The following is a 20,488-nucleotide window of genomic DNA, read 5'->3' on the forward strand; positions in this document are numbered from 1 at the left end:
ACAAGGGGCGCAGACGGGCGCCGACAGCGGGCAGGTGGCCGGCGGAGCATGCTTGGGCCGTCTTCAACACAACAGCACCCATACCATGAACTCCGTCATCTACATCGTTGGCCTGGTCGTCGTCGTCATCGCCGTTCTGTCGTTCTTCGGCCTGCGCTGACTGCGGTCATTCCTCGCCGAGGAAGCCACCGCTCTGGTGCGCCCACAGCCGCGCGTACAGCCCGTCCTTGGCGAGCAGCTCGCGGTGTGAGCCTTCTTCGACCACGCGCCCGCCGTCCAGGATGACCAGCCGGTCCATGGCCGCGATGGTCGACAGGCGGTGGGCGATGGCGATCACGGTCTTGCCCTCCATGAGCCGGTTCAGGCTCTGCTGGATGGCAGCCTCCACCTCCGAATCGAGTGCGCTGGTGGCTTCGTCCAGCAGCAGGATGGGCGCGTTCTTGAGCATCACGCGCGCGATCGCCACGCGCTGGCGCTGTCCGCCCGAGAGCTTCACGCCACGCTCGCCCACATGGGCCGCCAGGCCCGTGCGCCCCTGCAGGTCGGTCAACTGGTCGATGAAGCCCGAGGCTTCGGCGCGTTCGGCTGCGGCGCGGATCTGCGCTTCGCTGGCGTCCGGCAGGCCGTAGGCGATGTTGTCGGCCAGCGAGCGGTGCAGCAGGCTGGTGTCCTGCGTGACCATGCCGATCTGCGCCCGCAGCGAATCCTGCGTGACCTGGGCGATGTCCTGCCCATCCACCAGCACGCGGCCGCCCGCCATGTCGTGGAAACGCAGCAGCAGGTTGACCAGCGTGCTCTTGCCCGCGCCGGAGCGGCCGACCAGGCCGATGCGCTCGCCGGGCCGCACCGTGAGGTTCAGGTGCTCGATCACGGGCGGCTTGTCCGGGCCGTAGCGGAAGGTCACGTCCTCGAAGCGCACCTCGCCCCGCGTGACCTGCAGCGCGGTGGCACCCGGTGCGTCGACCACCACCCGCGGCCGGCTCAGCGTGTTGATGCCGTCCTGCACCGTGCCCACGGCCTCGAACAGGCTGGTCATCTCCCACATGATCCATTGCGACATGCCCTGCAGCCGCAGCGCCATCGCGATCGAGGCGGCCACCGCGCCCACGCCCACCTCGCCCAGCGACCACAGCCACAGTGCCGTGCCGGCCATGCCCGCCACCAGGACCATGGCCAGCGTGTGGTTGACGATCTCGAAACCGCTGACCAGGCGCATCTGCCGGTAGCCCGTGACCATGAACTCCTGCATCGCGCTGCGCGCCACCTGCGCCTCGCGCTGGGTGTGCGAGAACAGCTTGACGGTCATGATGTTGGTGTAGGCGTCGGTCACGCGGCCGACCATGGCCGAGCGCGCATCGGCCTGCGCCTTGCCCACGCGGCCCAGGCGCGGCACGAAGTAGATGGCGGCCAGGATGTACAGCAGCAGCCAGACCACGAAGGGCCAGACCAGCCCGCCCGCGAACACGCCGGCCAGCACGCCGATGGTCACGGCGTAGATGGTCATGGTCACCAGCACGTCGGCCAGCACGAACAGCGTGTCGCGCACGGCCAGCGCGGTCTGCATCACCTTGGTGGTGATGCGGCCGGCGAACTCGTCCTGGTAGAACGCCATGCTCTGGCCCAGCATGAGCCGGTGGAAGTTCCAGCGCAGCCGCATCGGCAGGTTGATGGCCAGCACCTGGTGCTTGACGATGGTCTGCAGCGCCACCACGAGCACGCTGGCGGCCAGCGCCGCGCCTAGCCACAGCAGCGCGCCGCCGCGCTCGGTCCACAGCTGCGCGGGCTGCACGCCGCCCAGCCAGTCGATCACCCGGCCCAGGAAGGCGAACATCAGTGCGTCGAAGGCCGCCATCGCGGCTGTCAACGCAGCCAGCCAGGCGACCTTGCCGCGCAGGCCCTCGGTGCAGGCCCACAGGAAGGCGAAGAAGCCCTTGGGCGGCAGGACCGGCTCGGCGCTGGGATAGGGGGGAAGGAGTTTCTCGAAGTAGCGGAACAGCAAGGCGGGGGTCTCCGGGGCGGGCCGGAGACTGTAGCCGCCCGCGTGTGACGGAGCCTGCGTAGGGGCTTCAGTCTGGTGTGTCGTGCGGCTTGCGCTCCTGCTCGGCCTGCGGCAGCTCGCCCTTGTCGCGGCCCGAGAACATGGTCCACCAGACGATGCCCACCAGCAGCAAAAGGGCTGCCAGGGCTTCGAGCAAAATCAGGACCATGAAGCGACTCTCCTGGTGGGTGGTGGGCGCGGCGATTGTAGGAACGCTCGTCGCCTGCTCCAGCAAGCCCCCACGGCCCGAACCCCCAAGCCTGCCCAGCCCGCCCCCGGCGAGCACGGCGCCGACCTGGCCGCCCCTGCCGCCGGTGGCCGACTGGCCCGGCGACACCGCGCCGCTGCCCGCGCCCATCCTGCGCGGGCGCAGCCAGTGGGTGCCGGTGCGCTGGAACGAATTACCCGGCGTGGGCCAGGATGCCTTGCACGAAGCCTGGAACGCCTGGATGCGCAGCTGCGAGCGCCCCGGCGCGATCTGGGCCCAGCTCTGCGCCGAGGTGCGCCGCCTGTCGATCGCCGCGCTGGACGACCAGCGCGCCTGGATGATCGCGCGGCTGCAGCCCTACCGCATCCAGCCGCTGCCCGGCCAGCCCCCCAGCGAAGGCCTGCTGACGAGTTACTACGAACCCATGTTCGATGCCGCGCGCCAGCCCAGCGCGGCCTTTCCCGTGCCGCTGTACCAGCCGCCGGCCACGCTGGCCCAGCGCAAGCCCTGGTACACGCGCCAGGAGATGGAGACGCTGCCGCAGGCCCAGGCCGAGCTGGCCGGCCGCGAGATCGCCTGGCTGGCCGACCCGGTGGACGCGCTGGTGCTGCAGATCCAGGGCTCGGGCCGCTTGCGCGTGACCGAGCCCGACGGTAGCCAGAAGCTGGTGCGCCTGGCCTATGCGGGCACCAACGACCAGCCCTACAAAAGCGTGGGCCGCTGGCTGCTGGACCAGGGCGCGATCCGCGATGCCACCTGGCCCGGCATCAAGGCCTGGACCGTGCAGAACCCGGCACGCGTGCGCGACATGCTGTGGGCCAACCCGCGCATGGTGTTCTTCCGCGAGGAGCCGCTGCCGCCGTTCGACGCCGGCTTCGGCCCGCGCGGCGCCCAGGGCGTGGCGCTCACGCCGGGCCGCTCGATCGCGGTGGACCCGCAGAGCATTCCCTACGGCACGCCGGTCTGGCTGGCCTCGCAAGGGCCGGTCACGACGCTGGCGCGGCTGGTGCTCGCGCAGGACACGGGCAGCGCCATCGTCGGTGCCGTGCGCGCGGACTACTTCGCGGGCTGGGGGCCGGAGGCGGGGGATTTCGCCGGCCGGCTCAAGCAGCCCTTGAAGATGTGGGCGCTGTGGCCGCGCATTACTCCACCGTGATTCCCTGCGTCTTGATCAGCGTCTCGAGCTGTCTGCCCTCGCGCTGCAGCAGCGCGCGGAAATCGGCCGTCTCCATCGCCACGGGCTCGGCCCCCAGGTCGCCGTAGCGCTTGGCCAGCGCGGGCTGGGCCAGCGCGCGGGCCAGCTCCTTGTTCATGCGCGCCAGCACCTCGGGCGGCGTGCCGTTGGGTGCCCACAGACCGAACCAGATGTCCAGGTCGGCACCGGCCACGCCCTGTTCGCCCACGGTGGGCACTTCAGGGAAGAAGGGCGAGCGCTTGGCGCTGACGATGCCCAGCAGCTTGACCTTGCCGGTGCGGATGTGCGGGAACGCGATGCCGGGGTCGCACACGAAGTCGGCCTGGCCCGACAGCACGTCCTGCAGCGCGGGCGCCGCGCCGCGGTAGGGGATGTGCGTGACGAAGGTGCCGCTCGCGGCCTTGAACATCTCGCAGGCCAGGTGCGGCGGCGTGCCCGTGCCGGCCGAGGCGTATGACAGCTTGCCGGGCTGGGCCTTGGCCAGCGCCACGAGTTCGCGCACGTCCTTGGCCGCCATCTGCGGCTTGGCCACGAGGTACATCTGCGTCTTGCCGATGGTGCCCACGGGCGTGAGGTCGCGCGAGGGCAGCAGCGTGGACTTGAACAGCCACGGATTGGCCGTCTCCACCGAGGTGGGCGCGATCAGGAAGGTGTGGCCGTCGGGCGCCGCGCGCACCACCTCGGCCGCCGCGATGTTGCCGCTGGCGCCGGGCTTGTTGTCGATGAGCACGGTCTGGCCGATGGCTTCGCCGACCGACTGCGCCACGATGCGCGCCATCACGTCGGTGCTGCCGCCCGGCGCGAAGCCGACGACGATGCGCACGGGCTTGCTGCCGGGCCAGGCCGGCGCCTGCGCAAAGGCGGCGCCCGCCAGGGCCAGGCATGCGGCGGCCAGCGCGCCGCGGCGCGCGATCTTCTGGTTCATGGTTGTCTCCTCGGGTCGTTGTGGGAATCAAGTGGCCGCGTGGTGCACCAGCTCGCGCAGCTTGAACTTCTGGATCTTTCCGGACGGCGTGGCCGGCATGGCGTCGAGCAGGACCAGCTTCTCGGGCGCGTACTGCACAGCCACCTTCTCGGCTTTCAGGAAGCGCACGATCTCCGGCAGGTCGATGGACTGGCCGGGCTTGGGCACGACCACGGCGCAGGCGCGTTCGCCCAGGCGTTCGTCGGGGTAGGCGACCACGGCCACCTGCAGCACGGCGGGGTGCTTGTAGAGCAGCGACTCGACCTCGAACACCGGGATGTTCTCGCCGCCGCGGATGATCACGTCCTTGCTGCGCCCGCTGATGCGGATGTAGCCCTCGGCGTCCATGCGCGCGAGGTCGCCGGTGTCGAACCAGCCGTCGGCATCGGTGCCGTTCAGGTGTGGGCGCTTGAGGTAGCCGCCGAAGTTCGAGGCCGCGCGCACCAGCAGCTTGCCGGATTCGCCACGCGGCAACTCCTTGCCGTCGAAGTCCACGACCTTCAGATCGACTCCAGGCAAAGGGCAGCCGTCGGTGGTGTAGGCGCGTTCGTCCGCATCGTCGAGCCGGATCAGCGTGACCGCGCCGTTCTCGGTCATGCCCCAGGCCGAGACGATCTTGGTGCCCAGCGTTTCGCGCGCCTGCTGCACCAGCGGGCCGGGGATCGGCGCGCCGGCGCACAGGAAGGTGCGCAGGGTCGGCACGCCCTGGCCGCCTTCGCGCACGGCCCGCGTGAGATCGGTCAGGAAGGGCGTGGAGGCCATCGTGAAGGTGGCGCCCGCCGCGCGGATGGCCTGCACCGCGCGCGCCGGGTCCCAGATGTCCTGCAGCACGGCCGGGCACTGCAGCAGGATCGGCATCTGCAGGCCATACATGAAGCCCGTCTGGTGCGCCATGGGCGAGGCCATGAACACCGTGTCCGCGCTGGACAGGCCCAGCCGTTCGGCATAGGGCCGGATGTTGGCCAGCAGCGTGTTGGCGCTGTGCAGCACGCCCTTGGGCTCGCCGGTCGTGCCCGAGGTGTAGATCAGCTGCACGATGTCGTCCGGTCCCGGGCGGCTCCTGTGCAGGATGGCTTCGGCATCACGTTCGCGCTCCCAGGCCGGGCCGGACAGCAGCGCCTCGAAATCGTCCGCACCGCCGCTGCCGACCACCACCACGTGCTGCAGCGTGGGCAGTTCGGCCTGCAGCGCGCGCGCCATGGCCGCATGGTCGAAACCGCGGAACTGCGCAGGCACGACGAAGACCTTGGCCTCGCCGTGGCGCAGCATGAAGGACAGCTCGCGCTCGCGGAAGATCGGCATCAGCGGGTTGATCACCGCGCCCAGCCGCGCGCAGGCCAGCGCCAGCAGGCTGAGCTGCCACCAGTTGGGCAGCTGCATGGCGACGACGTCGTTGCGGCCCACGCCCAGGCGCGCCAGGCCCACGGCGATGCGGTCGGCCATGGCCGCCAACTCGCGGGCGCTGAAGCGGCGTGGCTGGTCCGCATCGCTGCGCAGCGCGGTCAGCGCCACGCGGTCGGGGTGGGCGGCCACCGCGGCATCGAGCAGATCGTTGACGGTCTTGTCGGCCCAGTGGCCTTGCGCCACGCTCGCGGCGCGCCGGGGCGGCAGCAGGACGGCATCGAATTCCATGGCTTGTCTCCTTCGTTGTGGCTTCAGTTCGGCACGGCCTGGCGGCCCGCGCGGGCGCGCGCGATGACGGTCTTCATGATCTGCGCCGTGCCGTCGCCGATCTGGAAGCCCAGCACGTCGCGCAGGCGCTGCTCCATGGGCCCGCGGTCGTAGCCGCCGTGGCCGAAGGACAGCAGGCACTGGTGCACCACGTCGTAGGCCAGCTTGGGCGCCCACCATTTGCACATCGCGGCCTCGGCGCTGTGCGGCAGGCCCTTGTCCTTCAACCACAGCGCTTGCAGGCACAGCAGCCGCGCGGCCTCGACCTGGGTGTCGCCGTCCGCCAGCGGGTGCGAGACGCCCTGGAAGGCCGTCAGCGGCTTGCCGAAGGCCATGCGCTCCGCGGCGTAGGCCCAGGCTTCCTCCAACGACACGCGGGCCACGGCCAGCACCTGCAGGCCGATGAGCGCACGCGAGTAGTCGAAGCCCTGCATGACCTGCACGAAGCCCTTGTTCTCGTCGCCCAGCCGGTGGTCCACGGGCACGCGCACGTTCTCGAAGAACAGCGAGCCGCGGCCGATGGCGCGCTGGCCATGGCAGTCGAAGCGGTTGCGTGTGATGCCGGGCAGGTCCATGGGCACGAGCAGCGCGGTGACGCCGTGGGCCTGCGATTCCACGCTGCCGGTGCGGCCGAAGACCACGGCCGCATCGCACTGGTCGGCGGCCGAGATCGAGGTCTTCTCGCCGTTCAGCACGTAGTGCGCGCCCACGCGCTCCACGCGCAGCCGCAGGTTGGCCGCGTCCGAGCCGCCGCGCGGTTCGGTCAGCGCGATGGCCAGCAGCGCCTCGCCGCGCGTGAGCCGGCGCAGCCAGGGCTGCGCGACCTCGGGCAGACCATGCTCGGACAGGATCTGGCCGTTCAGCGAGGCCAGCAGGTTGATGTAGCTGATGGACAGGTCGGCCCGCGCGATCTCTTCGTGGATGACGCCGGCAGCCAGCGCACCCAGGCCCTGGCCGCCATGCTGCTCGGGCAGTTCGGGCGCGATGAAGCCCATCTCGCCCATTTCGCGCATGAGTGCGCGGTCGAGCACGCGCGTGCGGTCGCGCTCCTGGAAGCCGGGCGCCACGCGGTCGGTGGCGAAGCGCCGGGCCTGCTCGGCGATGGCGGCCAGGTCCTCGTCGATGTAGGGGTTCATGGCGCGGCCCCTACCTGGCGTACTTGCGGAAGTCGGGCGTGCGCTTGTCCTTGAGCGCGGCCACGCCTTCGCGCGACTCTTCGGTGTCGTAGTACAGCTTGAGCGCGTACATGCCCATGCCCGCGATGCCGGCCTGGTGCGCCGTGTCCATGTTGAAGCTGCGCTTGGCGATCGCGATCGCCGTGGGGCTGCGCTCGCAGATGGTCTCGGCCCATTCCTGCACCGTGGCGTCGAGCTGTTCGTGCGGCACGCAGATGTTGGCCAGGCCCATGGCCACGGCCTCGGTGCCGCTGTAGCGCTTGTTCAGGTACCAGATCTCGCGCGCCTTCTTCTCGCCGACCACGCGCGCCAGGAAGGCCGTGCCGTAGCCCGGGTCGACCGAGCCCATCTTGGGGCCGACCTGGCCCATGATGGCCTTCTCCGACACGATGGTCAGGTCGCAGATGGTGGCCAGCACATTGCCGCCGCCGATGGCGTAGCCCTGCACGCGTGCGATCACGGGCTTGGGCACGTCGCGGATGGCGGTGTGCAGCTCCTCCATGGGCAAGCCGATGGTGCCGCGGCCGTCGTAGTTGCCGTCGTGGGCCGACTGGTCGCCGCCCGTGCAGAAGGCCTTGTCGCCGGCGCCGGCCAGCACGATGCAGCCCACCGTCTTGTCGTAGCCGGCCTTGTTCAGCGCGCGGATCAGCTCGTCGCAGGTGGTGCCGCGGAAGGCGTTCATCTTCTCGGGCCGGTTGATCGTGATCCAGGCCACGCCGTTGCGGACCTCGTACAGGATGTCTTCGAAGTTCATGGGATGTCTCCTTGGGTGGCGTGAAGGTTCAGCCGTGCATGGTCAGTCCGCCGGAGACGGAGACCACCTGCCCGGTCACGAAGCCGGCGTCGTCGCTGGCGAAGAAGGCGATGGCGCCGGCCAGGTCGTCGGGCTGGCCCAGGCGACCCAGCGGGATGGCGCTGCGGAAGGCTTCGAGCAGCTTGGCCGGGTCGCGCGCGCCCTCGGCCACGCCGGCCAGCAGCGCGGTGTCGGTGGGGCCGGGGCAGACCACGTTCACCGTGACGCCCTGGCGCGCGTGCTCGCGCGCCAGCGTCTTGGACAGCGCCACCAACCCGCCCTTGCAGGCCGAGTACACGGCCTCGCCCGAGGAGCCGCCGCGCGCGGCGTCGGAGGCCACGTTGACGATGCGCCCGCTGCGCCGTTCGGCCATGCCCGGCAGCACGGCGTGCAGCATGTGCAGCGCGCCGGTCAGGTTGACGGCGATCAGCCGCTCCCATTCGGCCGGCACGGTCTGCACGAAGGGCTTGAACACGTCCCAGCCGGCGTTGTTGACCAGCACATCGATGGCCCCAAGCGCCTCGGCCGTGGCGGCCACGGCCTGGTCCACGCTGGTGCGGTCGGTGATGTCGCAGCCCATGGCCTGGGCCGTGCCGCCGGCCGCGCGGATCTGCGCCGCCACCTGTTCGGCGGCCGCCAGGTTCAGATCGAACACCGCCACCTTGGCACCCTCGCCTGCGAAGCGCCGGCAGGTCGCCCCGCCGATGCCGCCGCCGCCACCGGTCACCACCACCACCTTGTTCTCGAACCTTCGCATCGCACCGCTCCTTGGGTTGCCCGGGCGCCGCCTTGCTATCGTCGTGGCAAGGCATTGCCGGGATCAGAAATATAGGTAAATATGTTGACCCAATTGTGGTTCGGCAGCTCCCGCATTGCAAGTCCCGGATTTGAGGAGATTTGATGGTTTACCCTGAAGAGGAGTCGCAGGCGGCGCGCATGGCTCTGGCCAATCGCCTGTTTTTTCGTTTGTACCAATGTGCAAATATGTTGCATAAAACTGGAACGCGCGCCGTGGAGCAGGAGGGCTTGACCACACAGCAGTGGGCGGTGTTGGGTGCGTTGTCTCGGCCCGAGGCGGGGGGCGGCATGAGCGTGGGGGAGCTGGCGCGCTACCTCAAGGTGAGTCGGCAGAACCTGTCGGGCCTCATTGGCCGCATGGAGCGCGACGGCCGGGTGCAGACCGGGCCCGATCCGGCGGACCGGCGCTCGCGCATCATCTCCATGAGCGATGCCGGCCGGCGGCTTTGGCAGGACGAAGCCCTGCCCAAGATCCACGGCTACTACGGCCAGGTGCTCGACGGCTTCTCGGTCAACGATGTGACCCACAGCCTGCACTACCTGCTCAAGCTGCTCGACAACATGCAGCGGGTGGACGATGCGCAAGGCGGTGGCGAAGTGGCTGTGGACGGCTGAGCCGCACAATCCAGCCCCTGTTCGTTTGCCACAGCTGCCATCCATGTCCTCCACCACGCCCGCGGCCGAGCCGCGCCTGACCTCGCTCTCCCACGGCGGCGGCTGCGGCTGCAAGATCGCGCCCGGCGTGCTGTCTGAGATCCTGAAGAACCAGGGCGGCCTGCCCGTGCCGCCCGAGCTGCTGGTCGGCATCGAGACGGCCGACGATGCCGCCGTCTACCGGCTCAACGACCAGCAGGCGCTGATCGCCACGACCGACTTCTTCATGCCCATCGTGGACGACCCGTACGACTTCGGCCGCATCGCCGCGACCAATGCGATCTCCGACGTCTACGCCATGGGCGGCCAGCCCATCCTGGCGCTGGCCATCGTGGGCATGCCGGTGAACGTGCTGTCCACGGCCACCATCGGCCGCATCCTGGCGGGCGGGCAATCGGTCTGCCAGGCCGCCGGCATCCCGATCGCGGGCGGCCACACCATCGATTCGGTCGAGCCCATCTACGGCCTGGTGGCGCTGGGCCTGGTGCACCCGGACCGCGTGCGCCGCAACGCCGGTGCGCAGCCGGGCGACCGGCTGGTGCTGGGCAAGCCGCTGGGCGTGGGCGTGCTGTCGGCCGCCTTCAAGAAGGAACGGCTCGACGCCGCCGGCTACGCCCGCATGATGGACACCACCACGCGGCTGAACACGCCCGGCCCGGCCCTGGCCGCGCTGCCCGGTGTGCACGCACTGACCGACGTGACGGGCTTCGGCATCGCCGGCCATGGCCTGGAGATGGCGCGCGGCGCCAACTGCCAGGTGCTGCTGGACTGGGCGCGCGTGCCCGTGCTGGAGGGCGTGCGCGAACTCGTCGCGGCCGGCTGCGTGACGGGCGCCTCGGGTCGCAACTGGCTGGGCTATGGCGCCGAGGTGGCGAGCGGCCTGCCGGATGCCGAGCGCGCGCTGCTGACCGATCCGCAGACCAGCGGCGGCCTGCTCGTTGCCTGTGCGCCCGACAGCGTGGACGCGGTGCTGGCGCTGTTCGGCCAGCACGGTTTCACGCAGGCCGCCGAGATCGGCGAGATGCGGGCCTGGGCCGGCGGCCCCCGCCTCATCGTGCGCTGACCGCTCCCGCGCGCAGACTCGACCCCCGCACCAGCAGCTGCCCCTGCAGCACGATGCGCCGCGGCGCGCGGTCGGGTTCGGCCATGCGCTGCAGCAGCAGTTCGGCCGCGCTGCGGCCGATGTCCTGGGTCGGCTGGGCCAGCACGGTGATGGCCGGCTCGGTCATGGTGGTCCAGTCGTTGTCGTCGAAGCCGGCCAGGGCCAGGTCGTGCGGCAGCGCCAGCGCGGCGGCGCGGGCGGCGCGCCAAGCGCCCAGCAACAGCAGGCCGCTGGTGGCGAGCAGGGCGTCGGGCCGCGTGCCTGGTGGCTCGGCCAGCAGCTGCGCTGCGCCCTCCTGGCCGGCCTGGGCGTCGGGCCGCAGCGCCAGCACGCGCGGCGCCAGGCCGGCCTCGCGCAGCGCCGCCTCGTAGCCGGACTGGCGCTGGCGGCCCGTGCTGCTCTGGCTGCCCGCCAGCAGCGCGATGCGCCGGCAGCCCTGGGCCAGCAGGTGGCGCGTGAGCTCACCGGCCGCGGCGACGTTGTCCAGCAGCACGGCGTCGGCCGCGTTGGAAGCGGGTGCGCGGTCCACCATCACCAGCGGGAACGGCCAGGGGCCGCTCTGCGGGCGTTCGGTGAACTCCAGCGTGGGCGCGAGGATCACGCCGCTGGCGCGCTCGTCGGCCATCAGCTCCAGGTAGGACTGCTCCTTGGCCGGGTCTTCATCGCTGTTGCACAGGATCAACCGCAGCCCGGCGGCGTAGGCCATGTCTTCCACGGCGCGGCTGATGGCGGTGAAGAAGGGGTTGCGGATGTCGGCCACGACCAGGCCGATCAGCGAGGTGCGGCGCTGGCGCAGCCGCCGAGCCGCCAGGCTGGGCCGCCAGCCCAGCTCGGCGATGGCCTGCTGCACGCGCTCGCGCAGCACGGGGCGCACGGCATCGGCGTCGGTCAGCACGCGCGAGACGGTGGTCGTCGACACGCCGGCGCGCTGCGCCACATCCTTGATGCTGGGACTGGTCGGGCTGGCGAGGATGGACGACATGGCTGGGCTTGATTTGGTATCGATTCCTGAATTTTCAGGCGCGATTTGTCCGTGGAAGAACAAGATTTATCAGTGTTTACCCTTGTTTTTGATGTGATGCAGGGCAGTTCTATGGACCGGTGGCGTTCTCTTGCGGAATAATTTTGGAATCGATTCCATAACTTTGGAGACACGCTTGGAAGTCCTCCCCACTCCCGTGGAAGTCCGCCTCGCGGCGAGCCCGGCCGACCGCGACGATGCCGTGCGCAGCGCCGGCGCGCTGCTGGTGCAGGCCGGCTTCTGCGACGCCGGCTACGTCGCCAGCCTGCTGCGCCGCGAGCAGGTCGCCACCACCTATCTGGGCCAGGGCGTGGCCATTCCGCATGGCATGGTCGAAGACAAGGGCCTGGTGCGCCGCACCGGCCTGGCGGTGCTGCAGGTGCCGGATGGCGTGGCCTGGGGCAGCGCCGACAAGCCGGTGCACCTGGTCGTGGCGATTGCCGCCGCATCGGACGAGCACATCACCGTGCTGCGCCGGCTCACGCGGCTGATGCAGGGCGGCAACCGCATCGCGCAGCTCGTGCGCTCGGCGCGCGCGGAGGACATCGTCGCTGCGCTGACCAGCGACGCCGCGCCCGATGCCGCCGCCGCCCCCGCGCAGGACTTTTCCCTGGGCCTGGACCTCACGCTGAACTATCCGAACGGCCTGCACGCGCGCCCGGCCGGGCAGTGGGCGCAGCTGGCCGCGCGCTTCCAGGCCGCGCTGCGCGTGCGCCATGGCGAGGCCGTGGCCGATGCGCGCAACATGGCCGCGCTGCTGAGCCTGGGCGCTGGCCGCGGTGCGGCACTGCGCCTGTCTGCCCAGGGCCCGGACGCCGAGGCTGCCCTGGCCGCGCTGCGCGATCTGGTGCAGCGCCTGGGCGACGAGGAAACGCGCCAGGCCGAGCTGGCCGCCGCCCGCCAGTCGCAGGCCCAGGGCCTGGGCCGCGTGCTGGGCGACTGGCAGCCGGCCGCACGCCAGACCATCAGCGGCATTGCGGCAAGCCCGGGCCTGGTGATCGGCACGCTGGTCAGCGCCGAAGCCGGCACGCTGGAGGTGGCCGACCAGCACCAGGGCTTCGCCGAAGACGCCGCGCTGCTCGACCGCGCGTTGAACGCCGCTGCGGCGCAGATCTACCACCTGGCCGAGCAGGCCCGCGCCCAGGGCCGCGCCGAGCAGGCCGGCATCTTCGACGCGCACGGCCAGATGCTGCGCGACCCGGCGCTGCTGCGCGAGGTCAGCCGCCTGGTGGTGCAGGGCCATGGCGCGGCCTGGGCCTGGCGCCATGTGCTGGCCGAGCGCGTGGCCACCCAGCGCGCCGTGGCCGACGCCACACTGGCCGCCCGCGCGGCCGACCTGCAGGACGTGGGCGAGCGCGTGCTGCGCCACCTGCTGGGCCGCGGCGACGACGCCGGCACCGACCCTTCCACCTGGCCGCGCGACGCGCTGCTGCTGGCCGACGATCTCTCGCCCTCGGTCACCGCGCAGATCGACGTGCAGCGCGTCAAAGGCTTTTGCACCGCGCGTGGCGGCCCCACCGCGCACACCGCCATCCTGGCGCGCGCGTTGGGCCTGCCGGCCGTGGTGGCCGCCGGCCCCGGCGTGCTGCACCTGGCGCCGGGCGAGCGCGCCATCCTCGATGGCTACCGCGGCCAGTTGCACGTGGCGCCCACCGAGGAGGCACTGCTGCAAACCCAGGCCATGGTCGAGCGCCTGGCCCGCCACCAGGCCGAGGAAGCCGCCAGCCGCCTGCAGCCCGCCACCACCACCGATGGCCACACCGTCGAGATCGCCGCCAACGTGAACCGCGCCGACCAGGTGGCGCGCGCGCTGGAGCAGGGCGCCGAGGGCGTGGGCCTGATGCGCACCGAGTTTCTGTTCCTCGAACGCGACCACGCGCCCGACGAGGAGGAGCAGTTCGCCGTCTACCAGGCCATGGTGCAGGCCATGGGCGGGCGCCCGCTGATCGTGCGCACGCTGGACATCGGCGGCGACAAGCAGGTGCCGCACCTGAACCTGCCGGTGGAAGAGAACCCCTTCCTCGGCGTGCGCGGCGCGCGCCTGTGCCTGCAGCGCGACGACCTGCTCATGCCGCAGCTGCGCGCCCTGGTGCGTGCCGCGCAGACGGGCCCGCTGTCCATCATGTTCCCGATGATCAGCACGGTGGACGAGGTGCGCCAGCTCAAGGCGCGGCTGGCCGAGGTGCAGCAGCAGCTCGGCATGGCGGGCCGGGCCATCCCCGTCGGCATCATGATCGAGGTGCCCTCCGCCGCGCGCATGGCCGACCGGCTGGCCGCGCACGTGGACTTCTTCTCCATCGGCACCAACGACCTCACGCAGTACACGCTGGCGGTGGACCGCCAGCACCCGCAGCTGGCCGGCATGGCCGACAGCCTGCACCCGGCCGTGCTGCGCCTGGTGGCCGACACGGTGGACGGCGCGCGCCGCCACGGCCGCTGGGTCGGCGTGTGCGGCGGCCTGGCGGGCGAGCCGCTGGGCGCTGCGTTGCTGGCCGGCCTGGGCGTGCAGGAACTCAGCATGAGCGTGGGCGACCTCACCGCCATCAAGGCGCTGCTGCGCCGGCACAGCCTGGCCGAGCTGCAGGCCCTGGCGCAACGGGCGCTGGACATGGACGACGGCGACCAGGTGCGCGCACTCGGCGCGCAGCTGCGCGCCGCACCGGAGCGCGTGTGATGGCCGACGCGATCCAGGTCATCACCTTGACGCCCAATCCGGCGATCGACCACACCGTCACCTTGGAGCGCCTGGTGCCCGGTGCCGTGCACCGGGCGCGGGCCGAGCAGTTCGAGGCCGGCGGCAAGGGCATCGGCGTGGCCGCCGTGCTGGCCGCGCTGGGCGTGCGCGTGGCCGCGGGCGGCTGGCTCGGCGTGGAGAACCCGCAGCGCTTCGAGCGCAGCTTCGCACAGGCCGGCATCGTGGACGCCATGTGGCGCGTGCCAGGCCGCACCCGCACCAACATCAAGCTGGCCGATGCCGAGCGCGGCGAGACCACCGACATCAACCTGCCCGGCATCGCCTTCGACCCCGTGCTGCAGGCTGGCGCCGAGCAAGGCCTGCTGGAAACGCTGGTGCCGCTGGTCGGCCCCGGCACCTGGGTCACGCTGGCTGGCAGCCTGCCGCCCGGCGTGACGCCGGCCGACATGGCGCGCGTGGCGAGCACGCTGCGCAGCCACGGCGCGCGGCTCATGGTGGACACCGGCGGCGCCGCGTTGCGGACGCTGCTCGATGCGCTGCAGCCCGCGCCAGACTTCATCAAGCCCAACCGGGCCGAGCTCGAAGAGCTGGTCGGCCGCCCGCTGCCCACCGTGGCGGCCGTGGCCGACGCAGCGGCGCAGCTGCAGCAGGGCGGCATCGCGCTGGTCGTGGTGTCACTGGGTGGCGAGGGCGCCGTCATCGCCAGCGGCGGTGCGCGCTGGTTCGCCCCCACGCCGCGCGTGCCGGTGGCCACCACGGTCGGCGCGGGCGATGCGCTGGTCGCCGGCACGCTGGGCGCGCTGATCGCGGGCCGCGCGCCGCTGGATGCCGCCGTGTTCGGCATGGCCTGCGCGGCTGCGCGCATCCAGCGCATCGCACCCGGCCTGCCGCCGCTTCCCGAGATCGACGCGCTGGCCGCGCAGATCCACCCCCAAGCCATCTGACTGGAGACACCCACCATGGCCCAACTCTTCGCCATCGCCGCCAGCCAGGCCGGCCCCGCCCACAGCTTCATGCTGGGCGAGGCCCTGCTGGCGGCAGCCGCCCGGCTCGGACACGACCTCAAGCTGCGCGTGGTCAGCAGCTTCGGCACGCAGGAAGGCTTCTCGGCCGCGGAGCTGGCCCAGGCGCAGGCCGTGATCCTGGCCGCCGACGCGGGCAGCGGCATCGACCGCGGCGCGCTGCCGGCCGACAAGCTGCTGGAAGTGGCGCCCGAGGTCGTGTTCCGCGATCCGGCCCAGGTCGTGCAGCAGGCGCTCGCGCGGCTGGGCATGGCCGCCGCCGGGCCCGTGGCGCAGGCGGCTGCCGAGCCGCTGCGCATCGTGGCCATCACCTCCTGCCCCACCGGCGTGGCCCACACCTTCATGGCCGCCGAGGCGCTGGAGCAGGGCGCCAAGGCGCTGGGCCACCGGATCCATGTGGAGACACAGGGCTCGGTCGGCGCGCAGAACGCGCTCACGGCCCAGGCCATCGCCGAGGCCGACCTCGTGCTGATCGCCGCCGACACCCAGGTCGACCGCGCGCGCTTCGCCGGCAAGCGGCTGTACAGCGCCAGCACCAAGGCCGCCATCCACGACGCCGCGGCGCTGATCGGCAAGGCCCGGGCCGAGGCCACGCCGTGGCAGGCGGCCTCGTCCGCCACGCCCGCGGCCGGCGCGCAGAAGGCCGCTGCCAGCGGCCCCTACAAACACCTGATGACGGGCGTGTCCTTCATGCTGCCCTTCGTGGTGGCAGGCGGTCTGCTGATCGCGCTGGCCTTCGCGCTGGGCGGCATCTACGTCTACGACGACGCGCACCAGGGCACCATCGGCTGGTCGCTGTTCCAGGTCGGCGCCAAGGCCGCGTTCGCGCTCATGGTGCCGGCGCTGGCGGGCTACATCGCGTTCTCCATCGCCGACCGGCCCGGCATCGCGCCCGGCATGGTGGGCGGCATGCTGGCCGGGACCGTGGGCGCGGGATTCCTGGGCGGCATCGCGGCGGGCTTCATCGCGGGGTACACCGTGAAGTGGCTGAACCAGTGGATCCGCCTGCCGCGCGGGCTGGAGGGTTTGAAGCCCGTGCTGCTGCTGCCGCTGCTGGGCTCGGCCATCGTGGGTCTGCTGATGCTGATGGTCATCGGCCACCCTGTGGCCGCGGCCATGACAGCGTTGACCGAGTTCCTCAAGAGCATGCAGAGCGCCAGCGCCGTGCTGCTGGGCATCGTGCTCGGCGCGATGATGGCCGCCGACATGGGCGGCCCCATCAACAAGGCGGCTTACGTGTTCTCCACCTCGCTGATCGCCAGCGGCGTGGCCACGCCCATGGCCGCCGCCATGGCCGCGGGCATGGTGCCGCCGCTGGGCATCGCGCTGGCCTGCAAGCTGTTCGCCAGCCGCTTCTCGGCCGAGGAGCGCGAGGCCAGCAAGGCCGCCGCCGTGCTGGGCCTGGCCTTCATCACCGAGGGCGCCATCCCCTACGTGGCACGCGATCCGCTGCGCGTGATCCCGGCCTGCGTGCTGGGCGCGGCCACGGCCGGCGCGCTGTCCATGTGGTGGGGCGTGGCGCTGCAGGCGCCGCACGGCGGCGTGTTCGTGCTGGCGATTCCCAACGCGGTGAACCATGTGCTGCTGTATGGCGCGGCCATCGTCGCGGGCACGGTGGTCACGGCATTGGCATTGGGCTTGTTCAAGAAGAAGATCGCCGCATGAGCGCCAGGGAGAGGGCCCCCGCCTGCGGGGACCGGACCAGCGAATGCGGCAGGGGCGCCGACGGCGCTACGCTGCAACACACACCACTTGGCGGAGGCGCCGCATGAACATGGACATCAGCCGCGACACCGAGCTGTGCATGTCGCTGTCGGGCCGGCCCGGCAACTTCGGCACGCGCTTCCACAACCACCTGTACCGCGCGCTGGGGCTGGACTACGTCTACAAGGCCTTCACGACCACAGACCTGCCGGCCGCCATCGGCGGCGTGCGGGCCCTGGGCATCCGCGGCTGCGCCGTGAGCATGCCATTCAAGGAGGCCTGCATCCCGCTGCTCGACGAGCTCAAGCCCTCGGCGGCACGGCTGCAGTCGGTCAACACCATCGTCAACGAGAGCGGCCGGCTCATCGCCCACAACACCGACTACATCGCCGTGGCCGCGTTGCTCCAGACCCATGGCGTGGACCCGACGGGGCGTTTCGTGCTGCGCGGCAGCGGCGGCATGGGCCGCGCCGTGCTGGCCGCGCTGGTGGACCACGGCCTGCAGGGCTGCGTGGTGGCGCGCAACGCGCAGGCCGGCCCGGCCGTGGCCGCGCTGCACGGCCTGCCCTGGCAGGAGGCACTGGGCGATGCGCACCAGGCCGATGGTGCCTGGCTGGTCAACGTCACGCCGCTGGGCATGGCGGGCGCGCAGGCGGATGAACAGGCTTTCCCGGACGACTGGATTGCCCGTGCGGCCGGCGTCTTCGACGTGGTGGCCTTGCCGGCCGAGACGCCCTTGCTGCGCGCCGCGCGCCGGCTGGGCAAGCCGGTGATCGGCGGCGACGAGGTCATCGTGCTGCAGGCGGTGGAGCAGTTCGTGCTGTACACCGGCGTGCGGCCCAGCGCCGCGCAGATCGCTGCCGCCGCGGCGCACGCGCGCGCCGTGTGAGATCGGGCCGGCAGATCGAGGGGCCGGAGGACAGGGCCGCGCGCACGGCCTGAGCCGGCGCCGCGGCGCCACTCAAGCGACCGCGATGGCGCCCAGGTGGCAGGCGTTGAACCAGGCGTGGCAGGCCATCGCGCAGGCCAGGCCGTGGCGCGCGTAGGCGTGGCCGAACACCAGCGATGGCAGGAACACCGCGAGCGCGGCCGGGCCCTGGCCTGCTGCCAGGTGCCACGCGGCGAATGCGGCGCTGGCCACCACCATGGCCACGCCGGGCCGCCAGCCATGCCGGACCAGGCCGGCCTGCAAGCCGGCGCGAAAGACGATCTCTTCCAGCACCGGCGCGACCAGCAGCAGCATCCACAGCCCTTGGCCATCGGGCATGGCCGTGGCCGCGCCCTGTGGTGCCAGCCGGTGCCAGGCCCAGGCCGCCGCCGGTGCCAGCAGCACGGCAGCCCCTAGCGGCGCGCCCAGGCGAAGGCCTTGCACTCGCCGGGCTGCGCTGGCCACCGCGGGTGTCATCCAGCGCGTGCGCGGCGCACCAGCACGAGGCCGGCGAGCGCGGCCAGCAACCACAGCGTCGGATCGAACACGCCGCGCGCGCCGATGCTGCTGCAGCCACCGCCGCCGTCGCGGCCATACAGCGTTTCCACCACGCTCCCGTCGAGCTGCACGGACGCCGGATCGGCCCCCAGGGCGGCCAGCGCGTCGAGCAGCGTGCCGGCATAGCCCGACAGCAAGGCGGCCTGGCCGTCCGTCAGCCGTCCGTCGGCGCGGTAGGCGGCCAACTGCTCCTGCAGCCGCTGCAGCCACCTGGCGCCTTGCGAGAACTGTGCGGTCTTCTCGCGCGCGTCGGCCGCGCTGTAGCCGTGGGCCACGCTCAACGACGCCGCGTCGATGGAACGCAGCAGCGGCTCGGCATCGCGCACGTAGAGGAAGCGCACGTGGTCGCGCAGCAGGCCGGTGGACGGCTGGATCGGGAACTGCGCGAAATTGGCGCACAGCGGGCCGCAGTCCACGCCACGGCCGTACAGAGAGACCTCGGCCTCGCGCACCATCTCGTCGGCATCGGCCTGCAGCACGTAGCCCTGGACCACGTTGCCGGCCGCGGCGGTGCGGAACTTCTGCTGGTAGTCCGCCGGCGAGGGGTAGAGCGCGGCCAGCGTGGCGCTGTCGAACGGCACATGCGTGCCGTTCAGGAAGCACAGGCCGGTGCTGCCGGCCGGCACCTCGTTGTAGCCGCTGTCCAACGCCACCGGCACGGCGAACGGTGCCAGGCGGATGCCGCCCAGCGCGTTGCCGCGCTCATCGCGCTGCACCGTCGTGCCATCGGCCTGCAGCGCGATCGTCGGGCTGGACGGCGGCACGGCCGTGCCCGCCGCCCATTTGCCGAGCCAATCGATGGCCGCGGAGATCACGTAGCGGTCCGGGATGCGGCTGCGACTGGGCAGCGCGCAGTTGTCGCGCAGCGGGGCCGAGGGTTGGTCGCGTTGCAGCAGCGCGTAGCGCACGGCGAACGAGGCCCAGTCCGAATGCGAGGTGCCGGCCATGGACCACACGCGGATGCGCTCGGTGTCCGGCTGGATCACGTTGATCTCGTTGGCCGAGGCCGGCGCCGTGTACTCGGTCTCCGACAGCAGCTTGAGCACCGGCAGGTTGAGGTCGGTGCGCACCTTCTCTCCACCGATGTACAGCAGCGCCGCATCGGCCAGCTTCTCGTCGCGCGGGTGGATGGCGTTGAGGTAGACCGACAGCCGGCCCGCGGACTGGGACACGCCGGCGGCCACGACCTGCTGCACGCGCGGCGCCAGCGGCCCCATCACGGTGGCGCTGCGCACGGCCTTCAGTCCCTGGGCGTAGACGTCGTAGGACAGCGGATCGCCGCTCGTGAACCGGCCGCCGGCTGTCAGGTCCAGCGTGCCGTAGCGCGCCGGGCTGAACGCCTTCAGGCCCAGGGTGGCGTTGGTGATGGGGCCGCTCTGCGCCGTGATGCCGACCCAGGCGTAGCCCTCGCGCAGCACGAACTCGTGGATGCGGAACCACAACGCTTCCACGTCGTAGTTGCTGGTGGCGTTCATCCATTCGACGATGACCTTGCCGTTGAAGTGGGCCGCGTCGGCCGGCCGGCGCACCACCATGCGTGTCTTGTAGCCGTGGCCGCCATCGACGATGGCGGCGGTCGGCGAAGCGCTGGGTCGCGCGCCGATGCCACCGGCCACGGTGGCGTCGTAGCGGTTGGCCTGGCCGCTGTAGAAGAACTCTTCCTCGACATAGCCGCGCGCGGCGAGATCCAGGTCGGTGCCGAAGAACGTGCGGTTGTTGCCCGCGGCTGCCAGGTCCGAGCGGATGGGCCCTTCCACGGCCGGCACCGGAATCGCCGCGTGGGCCGCAGCCGTCCACACCAGCGCCGCTGCCGCCAGGGCGCTGCGCCACCGCCATCCGGCCATCAGGCCGCCCTTGTCTCCCATTCTCATGCTTGCCTCCTCAAAGCGGAAAACCATTCCACAAACCGTGGTGCCAAAAATGTACGGAACGGTTCGTTATAGAGGTCTGGTGGGAAACCCT

General features: G+C 71.6%; 17 protein-coding genes. 7 read left to right on the plus strand and 10 right to left on the minus strand.

Annotated features, from left to right (window positions below):
- Positions 1–166: 166 nt before the first annotated feature.
- Together ASF45_RS04795 and ASF45_RS35800 are read right to left on the minus strand one after the other, a co-directional pair.
- A complete protein-coding gene (locus ASF45_RS04795) occupies positions 167–1,996 on the minus strand; it encodes an ABC transporter ATP-binding protein (RefSeq protein WP_056658115.1) in 1,830 nt (609 codons plus the stop codon).
- 70 nt (positions 1,997–2,066) lie between these two features.
- Positions 2,067–2,207, minus strand: a complete 141-nt coding sequence (locus ASF45_RS35800; protein WP_162243956.1) for a hypothetical protein — start codon at positions 2,205–2,207, stop codon at positions 2,067–2,069.
- On the opposite strand from ASF45_RS35800, the gene ASF45_RS04800 reads away from it, so the two are divergent.
- The gene (locus tag ASF45_RS04800; RefSeq protein ID WP_082550817.1) at positions 2,140–3,402 is read left to right on the plus strand and encodes a murein transglycosylase A; all 1,263 of its coding nucleotides are present in this window, start codon (positions 2,140–2,142) and stop codon (positions 3,400–3,402) included. The genes ASF45_RS35800 and ASF45_RS04800 overlap by 68 nt on opposite strands.
- On the opposite strand, the gene ASF45_RS04805 is transcribed toward ASF45_RS04800, so the two are convergent.
- Genes ASF45_RS04805 through badH form a run of 5 tightly spaced genes read right to left on the minus strand, consistent with a single transcriptional unit; the run spans position 3,389 to position 8,801 of the window.
- The gene (locus tag ASF45_RS04805) at positions 3,389–4,366 is read right to left on the minus strand and encodes a tripartite tricarboxylate transporter substrate binding protein (RefSeq protein WP_056657793.1); all 978 of its coding nucleotides are present in this window, start codon (positions 4,364–4,366) and stop codon (positions 3,389–3,391) included. The two genes, ASF45_RS04800 and ASF45_RS04805, sit on opposite strands and share 14 nt — an antisense overlap.
- Before the next feature lie 27 nt (positions 4,367–4,393).
- Entirely contained in the window at positions 4,394–6,037 is a 1,644-nt protein-coding gene (aliA, locus tag ASF45_RS04810) for a cyclohexanecarboxylate-CoA ligase (protein ID WP_056657796.1), read from the minus strand.
- Positions 6,038–6,060: 23 nt separating this feature from the next.
- Positions 6,061–7,212, minus strand: coding sequence for a cyclohexanecarboxyl-CoA dehydrogenase (gene aliB, locus ASF45_RS04815; protein WP_056657798.1), 1,152 nt, complete (start codon positions 7,210–7,212; stop codon positions 6,061–6,063).
- Between the two features lie 10 nt (positions 7,213–7,222).
- Positions 7,223–8,005 carry a 2-ketocyclohexanecarboxyl-CoA hydrolase gene (badI, locus tag ASF45_RS04820; protein WP_056657801.1) on the minus strand — a complete coding sequence of 261 codons (783 nt, stop codon included), beginning with the start codon at positions 8,003–8,005 and terminating at the stop codon, positions 7,223–7,225.
- Positions 8,006–8,033: 28 nt separating this feature from the next.
- Positions 8,034–8,801, minus strand: coding sequence for a 2-hydroxycyclohexanecarboxyl-CoA dehydrogenase (badH, locus tag ASF45_RS04825; protein ID WP_056657805.1), 768 nt, complete (start codon positions 8,799–8,801; stop codon positions 8,034–8,036).
- Positions 8,802–8,944: 143 nt separating this feature from the next.
- On the opposite strand from badH, the gene ASF45_RS04830 reads away from it, so the two are divergent.
- Positions 8,945–9,457, plus strand: coding sequence for a MarR family winged helix-turn-helix transcriptional regulator (locus ASF45_RS04830; RefSeq protein ID WP_056657808.1), 513 nt, complete (start codon positions 8,945–8,947; stop codon positions 9,455–9,457).
- A gap of 43 nt (positions 9,458–9,500) precedes the next feature.
- Complete coding sequence (gene selD / locus ASF45_RS04835; RefSeq protein WP_056657811.1) at positions 9,501–10,559, plus strand: selenide, water dikinase SelD; 1,059 nt, start codon at positions 9,501–9,503, stop codon at positions 10,557–10,559.
- Here the strand turns inward: selD and ASF45_RS04840 are convergent.
- Positions 10,546–11,580, minus strand: a complete 1,035-nt coding sequence (locus ASF45_RS04840; RefSeq protein ID WP_056657814.1) for a LacI family DNA-binding transcriptional regulator — start codon at positions 11,578–11,580, stop codon at positions 10,546–10,548. The genes selD and ASF45_RS04840 overlap by 14 nt on opposite strands.
- 196 nt (positions 11,581–11,776) lie before the next feature.
- On the opposite strand from ASF45_RS04840, the gene ptsP reads away from it, so the two are divergent.
- From ptsP to ASF45_RS04860, 4 genes are all read left to right on the plus strand, one after another.
- The gene (gene ptsP, locus ASF45_RS04845; protein ID WP_235580803.1) at positions 11,777–14,293 is read left to right on the plus strand and encodes a phosphoenolpyruvate--protein phosphotransferase; all 2,517 of its coding nucleotides are present in this window, start codon (positions 11,777–11,779) and stop codon (positions 14,291–14,293) included.
- Positions 14,293–15,258, plus strand: coding sequence for a 1-phosphofructokinase family hexose kinase (locus ASF45_RS04850; protein ID WP_056657820.1), 966 nt, complete (start codon positions 14,293–14,295; stop codon positions 15,256–15,258). The genes ptsP and ASF45_RS04850 overlap by 1 nt, the downstream gene beginning before the upstream one ends.
- Positions 15,259–15,273: 15 nt before the next feature.
- Positions 15,274–17,001: a fructose-specific PTS transporter subunit EIIC gene (locus ASF45_RS04855; protein WP_056657823.1), complete on the plus strand. Its 1,728-nt coding sequence runs from the start codon at positions 15,274–15,276 to the stop codon at positions 16,999–17,001.
- 103 nt (positions 17,002–17,104) lie between these two features.
- On the plus strand, positions 17,105–17,929 hold the full coding sequence (locus ASF45_RS04860) for a shikimate 5-dehydrogenase (protein WP_056657826.1): 825 nt from the start codon (positions 17,105–17,107) through the stop codon (positions 17,927–17,929).
- 72 nt (positions 17,930–18,001) lie between these two features.
- Here the strand turns inward: ASF45_RS04860 and mrtJ are convergent, their stop codons facing one another.
- The gene (gene mrtJ, locus ASF45_RS04865; RefSeq protein ID WP_162243958.1) at positions 18,002–18,412 is read right to left on the minus strand and encodes a JDVT-CTERM system glutamic-type intramembrane protease; all 411 of its coding nucleotides are present in this window, start codon (positions 18,410–18,412) and stop codon (positions 18,002–18,004) included.
- Between the two features lie 29 nt (positions 18,413–18,441).
- Positions 18,442–20,397 carry an alpha/beta hydrolase domain-containing protein gene (locus tag ASF45_RS04870; protein ID WP_156472851.1) on the minus strand — a complete coding sequence of 652 codons (1,956 nt, stop codon included), beginning with the start codon at positions 20,395–20,397 and terminating at the stop codon, positions 18,442–18,444.
- Positions 20,398–20,488 lie beyond the last annotated feature (91 nt).

The organism is Pseudorhodoferax sp. Leaf265 (genome assembly GCF_001422365.1).
Taxonomy (GTDB): domain Bacteria; phylum Pseudomonadota; class Gammaproteobacteria; order Burkholderiales; family Burkholderiaceae_C; genus Pseudorhodoferax.

Coding starts and splice junctions, on each gene's coding strand:
- aliB (WP_056657798.1), bottom strand. CDS start 7,212: ATGAACCCCTACATCGACGAGGACCTGGCCGCCATCGCCGAGCAGGCC.
- ASF45_RS04800 (WP_082550817.1), top strand. CDS start 2,140: ATGGTCCACCAGACGATGCCCACCAGCAGCAAAAGGGCTGCCAGGGCT.
- selD (WP_056657811.1), top strand. CDS start 9,501: ATGTCCTCCACCACGCCCGCGGCCGAGCCGCGCCTGACCTCGCTCTCC.
- ASF45_RS04840 (WP_056657814.1), bottom strand. CDS start 11,580: ATGTCGTCCATCCTCGCCAGCCCGACCAGTCCCAGCATCAAGGATGTG.
- badI (WP_056657801.1), bottom strand. CDS start 8,005: ATGAACTTCGAAGACATCCTGTACGAGGTCCGCAACGGCGTGGCCTGG.
- ASF45_RS04850 (WP_056657820.1), top strand. CDS start 14,293: ATGGCCGACGCGATCCAGGTCATCACCTTGACGCCCAATCCGGCGATC.
- badH (WP_056657805.1), bottom strand. CDS start 8,801: ATGCGAAGGTTCGAGAACAAGGTGGTGGTGGTGACCGGTGGCGGCGGC.
- aliA (WP_056657796.1), bottom strand. CDS start 6,037: ATGGAATTCGATGCCGTCCTGCTGCCGCCCCGGCGCGCCGCGAGCGTG.
- ASF45_RS04855 (WP_056657823.1), top strand. CDS start 15,274: ATGGCCCAACTCTTCGCCATCGCCGCCAGCCAGGCCGGCCCCGCCCAC.
- ASF45_RS04830 (WP_056657808.1), top strand. CDS start 8,945: ATGGTTTACCCTGAAGAGGAGTCGCAGGCGGCGCGCATGGCTCTGGCC.
- ASF45_RS35800 (WP_162243956.1), bottom strand. CDS start 2,207: ATGGTCCTGATTTTGCTCGAAGCCCTGGCAGCCCTTTTGCTGCTGGTG.
- ASF45_RS04805 (WP_056657793.1), bottom strand. CDS start 4,366: ATGAACCAGAAGATCGCGCGCCGCGGCGCGCTGGCCGCCGCATGCCTG.
- ASF45_RS04860 (WP_056657826.1), top strand. CDS start 17,105: ATGAACATGGACATCAGCCGCGACACCGAGCTGTGCATGTCGCTGTCG.
- ASF45_RS04870 (WP_156472851.1), bottom strand. CDS start 20,397: ATGAGAATGGGAGACAAGGGCGGCCTGATGGCCGGATGGCGGTGGCGC.